This window comes from Phocaeicola sp. (assembly GCF_048170425.1).
Taxonomy (GTDB): domain Bacteria; phylum Bacteroidota; class Bacteroidia; order Bacteroidales; family Bacteroidaceae; genus Phocaeicola.
In genome coordinates, this window is record NZ_DBEXBB010000130.1 from 1 (window position 1) to 7473 (window position 7473).

Annotated in this window: 6 protein-coding genes; all 6 read right to left on the reverse strand. The window is 43.9% G+C overall.

From position 1 onward, the window contains the following. Window positions 1-89: 89 nt before the first annotated feature. The 6 genes from mnmD to ACMJ0U_RS05210 all read right to left on the reverse strand — a co-directional run bounded on the left by mnmD (window position 90) and on the right by ACMJ0U_RS05210 (window position 7297). Window positions 90-755, reverse strand: coding sequence for a tRNA (5-methylaminomethyl-2-thiouridine)(34)-methyltransferase MnmD (gene mnmD / locus ACMJ0U_RS05185; protein WP_417128623.1), 666 nt, complete (start codon window positions 753-755; stop codon window positions 90-92). Window positions 756-842: 87 nt separating this feature from the next. Beyond that, the gene (locus ACMJ0U_RS05190; protein WP_417128625.1) at window positions 843-1307 is read right to left on the reverse strand and encodes a YqaA family protein; all 465 of its coding nucleotides are present in this window, start codon (window positions 1305-1307) and stop codon (window positions 843-845) included. Further along, window positions 1283-2218 carry a hypothetical protein gene (locus ACMJ0U_RS05195; RefSeq protein ID WP_417128626.1) on the reverse strand — a complete coding sequence of 312 codons (936 nt, stop codon included), beginning with the start codon at window positions 2216-2218 and terminating at the stop codon, window positions 1283-1285. Before ACMJ0U_RS05195 ends, ACMJ0U_RS05190 begins: the two co-directional genes overlap by 25 nt. A 3-nt stretch (window positions 2219-2221) precedes the next feature. Next, entirely contained in the window at window positions 2222-3496 is a 1275-nt protein-coding gene (purD, locus tag ACMJ0U_RS05200) for a phosphoribosylamine--glycine ligase (RefSeq protein ID WP_417128628.1), read from the reverse strand. 23 nt (window positions 3497-3519) lie between these two features. After that, entirely contained in the window at window positions 3520-5763 is a 2244-nt protein-coding gene (locus ACMJ0U_RS05205) for a DPP IV N-terminal domain-containing protein (RefSeq protein ID WP_417128629.1), read from the reverse strand. A gap of 13 nt (window positions 5764-5776) precedes the next feature. Next, complete coding sequence (locus ACMJ0U_RS05210; RefSeq protein WP_417128630.1) at window positions 5777-7297, reverse strand: THUMP domain-containing class I SAM-dependent RNA methyltransferase; 1521 nt, start codon at window positions 7295-7297, stop codon at window positions 5777-5779. Window positions 7298-7473: the final 176 nt, after the last annotated feature.

Consider the following 7473-nt stretch of genomic DNA (forward strand, 5'->3'; position numbering starts at 1 on the left):
ATATTTTTTCATTCGTTTGTGGCGTATTGAAAGTGTAGTACAAATATAGTAGTTTCTTTTGGTACTGGGAGAGAGTCCTTTGTTTATTTTTAGGTTCTTTCTTTGGTTGCCCGAAGAATTTCTCTTTTACCTCCCGGAGGGCCAGAAAGTCGCTCTACGGTAAAACCAGCTGTCTGCAACATTCTTCTTACCACGCCTTTCGCGCAATAAGTAGTTAGGATTCCACCGGGATTCATTTGGCGGTACAAGTTGTCAAAAAGTGGCAGACTCCACATCTCAGGCTGCTTTTCGGGAGCAAAGGCATCAAAGTAGACCACATCATAACATTCACTGAATGAGAAGTGAGTGAAATCACCTTCTATCTTGTGGAGCGTGAAATAGGGTGAGATTTTTACTTCCTGGTTCCAGGGAGCAGTGTGCAGTGCATAGAATTTTTCACACTCTTCTGGAGCGATTGTTTCCGGATAGGCAAGTTCGCGTACAATACTTTCCGAAAGAGGGAATCGTTCAATACTGGTAAAGTGAATGGCTCTTTGGCTTTTTTCTGCTTCCAACAAGGTCAGAAAGGCATTCAATCCTGTACCGAAACCGATTTCAAGTATACGAGGATTTACTGCCTGAGCGTGATTTAATCCCATTTGAATAAAAATATGTGCTGACTCGGTCAATGCACCTTTCACAGAATGATAATGTTCATTCAGTTCAGGAACGTATAATGTATTGCTTCCATCAGCCGTAGGTTCGAGTGTAATCATTTTATATCAATAGTATTTTGTTAGAAAGCGTTTGCTTCTCACAAAGATAGCCATATCTTTTGAGCACGGAAAATTTGGATAGTTTTTCTATCCAATGAAGCGGAATACCCCTAATGTTGTGGCTACGATAATGGCATAGCGTGCCAGTTTGCCGATGGTCATGGCAATAGTGGTAATCCAGATGTTACCTCTCATAAATCCCAAAGCAATAAGCAAAGCATCTCCAATGACAGGAAGGAATGAGAAAAAAGCCATCCACGACCCTCTTCCGTGAATAAACCGGATGGCCTTGTCCATTTGTTTCTTGTCTACCTTGAAGTATTTTTCAATCCATTCCGTTTTACCGATTCGTCCTATCCAGTAGCAGGTAACACCCCCAAGAGCATTTCCGGCAGTAGTGAAGAGTGTGGACCATACCGGGTCAAGTCCTAACCCGATGCAGGCCAGTAGTACAACCTCCGAACTGAACGGCAAAATGGTTCCGGCCAGGAATGCAGAAAGAAACATTCCCCAGTATCCCCAGTCTATCAGAAATTGAATAAATGCATCCATAAATTCATGATACATACGCAGGTCCAGATTCCAAGGGACACCCAAAGAAAGATACGGGTAAACCGGTTAAAGGTCAGTGCCAGTAAGTGACCACCCATGACGGAACCTACGACTAATGTCATAAGAAAATAAGTATTGAAGTATGAAGGAAGAAGTAGCATACAAGCAAATGTTCCTATACTTGTAATTATTAGGATACGGAGCATGATACGCGTCTGTACCTTATCTTGGTAGCTATGTAGAATGCATTCTATGCTACAAATAGCAGTAAATAGGATTGCAATACCTCCGGAAATAAGTTGTGACAAAGAAAGAGTGGAATAGTCGATTGGAGGGAAGTCTGTAAGTGCCTTAAAAGGCAGCCAAGTTTCTTCTATCTCTCCAGTATAAAGATAGTAGGCCAATGCAATCCAGTAAGGAACAAGAAGTCCAATAAGACCGGCAAAGAATGTACGAAAAGTAAAAGCCCTCAGACCAATTGTATAGAAATAAATCAGTGGAACAAAATAGAGTACTTGTGGAAGCAGAAAACTGCTGATACCGAGACAGAGGAAACAATGGAAAACAGGAATCGGAGCATATACCGACTCGTAACTTCGGAATAAATAAGAGAAGGAAATGGTAAACAGTAAAGGAATCCATTGTTCATGTGAATAGGTATGCAAGAAAGGAAGTCCGCTCAAGAAGAAAAGGAATATGGCCGCATGAAGCGTCGTACGTGTTCGGATAAGTGAAAACGTGGTATTCAGCTCAATCAGACAGTAAACTATGGCCCCGTGAATGGCAAAAGAAAGTAAATCTGTCTTTTCTTGATAGGTAATGCCATACATGATAAGACAGATAATAATAGTCACCGGAAGAGTAGCCCTTCCGGTGGCTAGTTCATATTGAAATTTATTTCGGGCAAGCATGTGTTATAGGTCAAACCCAATGTCTGAACGGAAATATTTTTTCTCGAAACAGATTTTACCTGCATTCTGGAAAGATAATGCCAGGGCCTCTTCTTTGTTGGCTCCGTAAGAGCTGACGGCAATGACACGTCCTCCGGCAGTGACTACTTGTCCGTCTTTTAAAGCTGTTCCGGCATGGAATATGATGCTTCCTCCTGTCTTTGCTTCTTCAATGCCAGTCATCGGGAATCCTTTCTCATAAGCTTCTGGGTAGCCGCCAGATACCAGCATGACGCAGACAGCTGAGCGCAGGTCAATTTCCAAGGTCTTTTCATTCAGGTTGCCCTGAGCTACCCCTTCAAACAAGTCTACCAAGTCACTCTTGATACGTAGCATGACACTTTCTGTTTCAGGGTCACCCATGCGGACATTGTATTCAATCACCATCGGTTCTCCTTTTACGTTAATCAGTCCGAAAAAGATAAATCCTTTGTAGTCGATACCTTCTGTAGCTAGACCTTCTACTGTAGGATGAATGATACGGTCTTCTACTTTCTTCATCCAGTCTGCATCAGCAAATGGGACTGGAGAAACAGAACCCATACCACCAGTGTTCAAACCTTTATCACCTTCACCGATACGTTTGTAGTCTTTGGCTTCCGGCAGAATTTTATAATTTTTTCCATCGGTCAGTACGAACACTGAACACTCGATACCACTCAGGAATTCCTCAATAACTACTGTGGCAGAGGCATTTCCGAACATGCCACCTAACATTTCCTTCAATTCCTTCTTGGCTTCTTCCAGCGTGGGAAGAATCAATACACCCTTTCCGGCACACAATCCGTCTGCTTTCAGTACATAGGGAGCTTTCAGTGTTTCCAGGAAAGCCAGTCCTTCTTCTAGATTGTCGGTTGTTACACTTTTGTATCCGGCAGTAGGGATGTGGTGACGCTGCATGAAACCTTTAGCAAATTCCTTGCTTCCTTCAAGTACGGCTCCAGCCTTTGACGGACCGATAACCGGTACCTGTTTCAATGCGTCATCGTTTTTGAAGAAATCATATACCCCCTTCACCAATGGGTCTTCCGGACCTACTACTACCATGTCAATGCCGTGGGCCGTTACAAACTGCTTGATGCCTTCAAAATCATCGGCTTTGATAGCCACGTTTTCGCCTACTTCACGCGTACCGGCATTTCCCGGGGCGATGTATAACTTTTCAATTTTCGGGCTTTGTGCGATTTTCCATGCCAGTGCATGTTCGCGTCCTCCTGAACCTAAAAGTAAAAGTTTCATATATGTATATGTTTTTTAGTCTATTATTTCAAATGGTCTTCAAAATAGCGGGTGATGTGCTCGTGCAGGTGTACACGGTCACGCCCCATCATGTTATGTCCGTCTTCCGGATAAACGAAGAAGTCCGGATGGGTACCAGCTTCAATACAAGCTCTCAGGAATGAGTAGCTGTGTTGCGGTACGCAGGTTGGGTCTGTACCCCCGATAATGATTTCCAGACGTCCTTTCAAATTACCTGCCTTCTGCTTCAAGTCGGAACCCTTGTAGCCTTCCGGATTGGTTTCTGGAGTGTCCATATAGCGTTCGCCGTACATTACTTCATAGAATTTCCAGTCAATGACCGGCCCTCCGGCTACACCTACCTTGAAAATGTCAGGATAAGTCAGCATCAGGTTGGTCGTCATGAAGCCGCCGAAGCTCCAGCCGTGTACACCAATGCGTTCGCCGTCTACGTAAGACAGCGATTTTAGGAACTCAGCACCTTTTACCTGGTCTTTCATTTCTTCCACTCCTAAATGACGGAATGTGCAGTTTTCGAAAGCCAGTCCCCGGTTGTCGCTTCCACGGCTGTCTACCGTCAGCATGACATATCCTTTCTGGGCCATGTACAAATCCCATCCTCTGGCATCATAGAAACGCGTGTTGTGGATGAGCTGTGCGTGTGGTCCGCCATATACATAGATAATAGCTGGATATTTCTTGTTTGGTTCAAAGTTCACAGGCTTAATCAGACGGTAATACAAATCTGTTTTTCCGTCTGCCGCCTTAAAGGTACCTATGGTAATTTCCGGTAACTTAAACTGGCTGGTCATCGGGTCATCCGTCTTCAGTAATGTAGTTCCTTTTTTGCCGTTGGTAGGCAGTAAGGTGATTTCACGTCCTATGTTGAATGAAGAGAAATTGTCAATGAGATAAGTACCGCTTTCAGAGAGTGAAGCCCGGTGCATACCATCTTTTTCTCCCAGTAATGTGCGTTTGCCAGTTTTTACGTTGAGGCTGAACAGGTTGGTTTGCAGTGGAGATATTTCCGTACTACTGATAATCACCTCTTTCTTTCCCTTGTTGAATCCCAGAATATCCTGCACCAGCCAGTCACCTTGGGTCAAAGGTGTTACTTTCAGGTGTTCCAGATAGGTACTACCTTCCAGTTTACCATTTTTCCATACACCTTCTCCTTCTGATTTTATATCCATCAGATACAAGTGGTTGAAACCGTCGCGCTGACTTTGGTAAATAAATTTGCTTTCATCCCACGGCAAGAATACCAGAGGATGTTGAGGTTCCACATATTTGGGATTCTTTTCTTCATACAATACGCCTTCCCGTTCACCAGTGGCGGCCTGATAGCATACAAGTTGTGCGTGATTCTGGTCACGGTTCAGTTCAATCACATAAATATGCTGTTCATCGGGTGACCAACTGATATTGGTAAAATAACGGTCGGTTGGGTCGCCTGCCTGCAGGTAAATTATTTTTCCAGTCTTTATATCGTACACCCCTACAGTCACTTTGTGGCTGGTCATTCCTGCCATCGGATATTTGTCCGACTCAAGAGTTGCGATACGAGTCGATGTATTTACCTGAGGATAATCCGTGACCATGCTCTGGTCCATGCGATAGAAAGCCAGGTAGCTTCCTTTCGGGCTCCAGAATGTACCTTTATAAATACCGAATTCGTTGCGGTGTACAGCTTGTCCGTAAACTACACCTTTTTCTGCTTGTGAAGGGTTAATTTGGCAACTTTCCTCTCCTTCGCTGGTTACGAACAAACTGTTACCAACGGTGTAGGCCACTTTCTGATTTGTTTTGCAGAAGTCAAGATTAGCAGCATTTTCGTTCAGGCAGAATAAGTTTGTAATTTTTTTCTGTCCGAAATCATATTCCACCCAATAGCTGTTTTGCTGAAATACAATGACTTTACGTTCTGCCCAAGGAAGTGAAGCCGACATCAGGCTGTGGAGCGGTTTTAACTCATGCGACGGCTGATAAGGCTTTTCTCCTTTTTCAATGGCTTGGTTTACCTCTTCCAGTGTGACAAGTATGGTTTCCTTGCCATCTTTCAACTGAATGCTGCGGATGTTTTCTACGTCCGCACGCACACATACATCTCCCCACCATTTCAATCCCGGGATGTTCTTGGGAACCAGGTTAAAATAATTATTTCCGCCTGGAATTACATCTTCCAGTGTATAGGCTTTCTTTTCCTGGGCAAAAGTGGCGAGAGTGGTCATACTGCACAAAAAGAATAAAAAGAATATACGTTTCATGTTCTGTTCGTTTTTAATCTTGTGAGTTTCCTTCTTCCTCGTTGCGGCGTCTGTGCATGTAGCGTGGGGCAGGAGCTGCTTTCGGGCGTCCGTCGTCTGTAGAAGGACGTGGAGTACGCGGTTTAGACTCTTCTTTATATTTGAATTCCTTACGACGTTCACGGGTAAATTCCTTTCCGTCGCCTGCTTTGCGTCCGCGGAATGTTTCTTTACGGTCAGCATCTCTACGGAATTCTTCTTTACGGTCGCTGCGGAAACCTTCTTTCCGTTCTCCACGACCTCCGTCTTTGCGCTCCTTACGGCCGTATTCCACTTTTTCTCCCTGACGGCGTGGACGTGCCGGTCTTTCTTCACGTTTCGGCTTAAACTCCTTGTCACTGTTGTCGGAACGGAATTCCTTGTATTTCCCGTCAAACAACTGGTATTTACGGAACTGACATTCTAATGCTCCATTAAACAAAGGTACCTTTATAGAAGCTTTTAGTCCAATCTGGTCAAAGCATTCGTCACGGTAACTCAGAATCCAGGCGTCGTTTCCGGTGAATGCATGCTTCAAGCGTTCACCAATCATCTGGTAAAGTCCCAGCAGGTCTTCTGAAGAAATACGCTCTCCGTAAGGAGGGTTGGTGATGATAATACTTTTCTGTGCAGGCTGTTCAAACTGCTGGAACGGCTGGATTTTCAGGATGACATCCTTGCTTACTCCTGCAGCTTTCACGTTATGCTGAGCAATTTCGTTTGCTTTCGGATTGTTGTCGTATCCATAAATCTTATGAGTAAATTCACGTTCCTGTGAATCATCGTTATAGATGGCGTCAAACAAATCCTGGTCAAAGTCTTTCCATTTCTCGAATCCGAATTCTTTACGGAATACACCCGGAGCGATATTGCGTGCAATCAAAGCAGCTTCGATAGGTATAGTTCCTGAACCGCACATTGGGTCTATCAGGTCACATTCGCCTCTCCAGCCCGTCATCAGAATCATACCGGCTGCCAATACCTCGTTCAACGGTGCTTCCACCTGTTCCTGGCGGTATCCTCTACGGTGAAGTGATTCACCTGAACTATCCAAGGCAAGTGTACACTCTTCCTCTGCAATATGGATGTGAATAGCCAAATCCGGGTTACTGATACGTACAGAAGGACGGTTGCCTGTCTTTTCGCGGAAATAGTCGACTACCGCATCTTTCACTTTGTATGCCACGAATTTAGAATGACGGAATTCATTGGAGAACACTACGGCATCTACTGAGAAACTACTCATGTTGTCCAGATAGTTTTCCCATGCGATACTCTTTACGGCCTCATACACTTCGTCGGCAGTCTTCGCAGTAAAATGTTTGATAGGTTTTAAGATACGGATGGCAGTACGAAGGCAGAAATTAGCCTTATACATCATGGCTTTGTCTCCGGTGAAAGAAACCATACGTCGTCCGATTTCAATGTTGCTGGCTCCTAATTCCGTGAGTTCCTGTGCCAGAACTTCTTCCAGTCCCTGGAAGGTCTTGGCGATAAGCTCGAATTCTTGATTCATCTTGATAAAATTACGTAATTTCAATTGATTGGGCAAAAATACGAAATTTCAGGTTGCTAGTCAACTGTTTGATTTGGTTTTCTATGTAAAGAGCTTATCTTGCAATGGAAAATTAGGTTATGATATGTAGATACTATAAGTATCTTTCTTATTAAGATTTTAATTTGCAGAATTCT

What these genes read in the sequence shown, in the direction of transcription:
- ACMJ0U_RS05205 (WP_417128629.1), bottom strand. Translation starts at nt 5,763, where the DNA reads ATGAAACGTATATTCTTTTTATTCTTTTTGTGCAGTATGACCACTCTC.
- ACMJ0U_RS05195 (WP_417128626.1), bottom strand. Translation starts at nt 2,218, where the DNA reads ATGCTTGCCCGAAATAAATTTCAATATGAACTAGCCACCGGAAGGGCT.
- purD (WP_417128628.1), bottom strand. Translation starts at nt 3,496, where the DNA reads ATGAAACTTTTACTTTTAGGTTCAGGAGGACGCGAACATGCACTGGCA.
- ACMJ0U_RS05190 (WP_417128625.1), bottom strand. Translation starts at nt 1,307, where the DNA reads ATGGATGCATTTATTCAATTTCTGATAGACTGGGGATACTGGGGAATG.
- ACMJ0U_RS05210 (WP_417128630.1), bottom strand. Translation starts at nt 7,297, where the DNA reads ATGAATCAAGAATTCGAGCTTATCGCCAAGACCTTCCAGGGACTGGAA.
- mnmD (WP_417128623.1), bottom strand. Translation starts at nt 755, where the DNA reads ATGATTACACTCGAACCTACGGCTGATGGAAGCAATACATTATACGTT.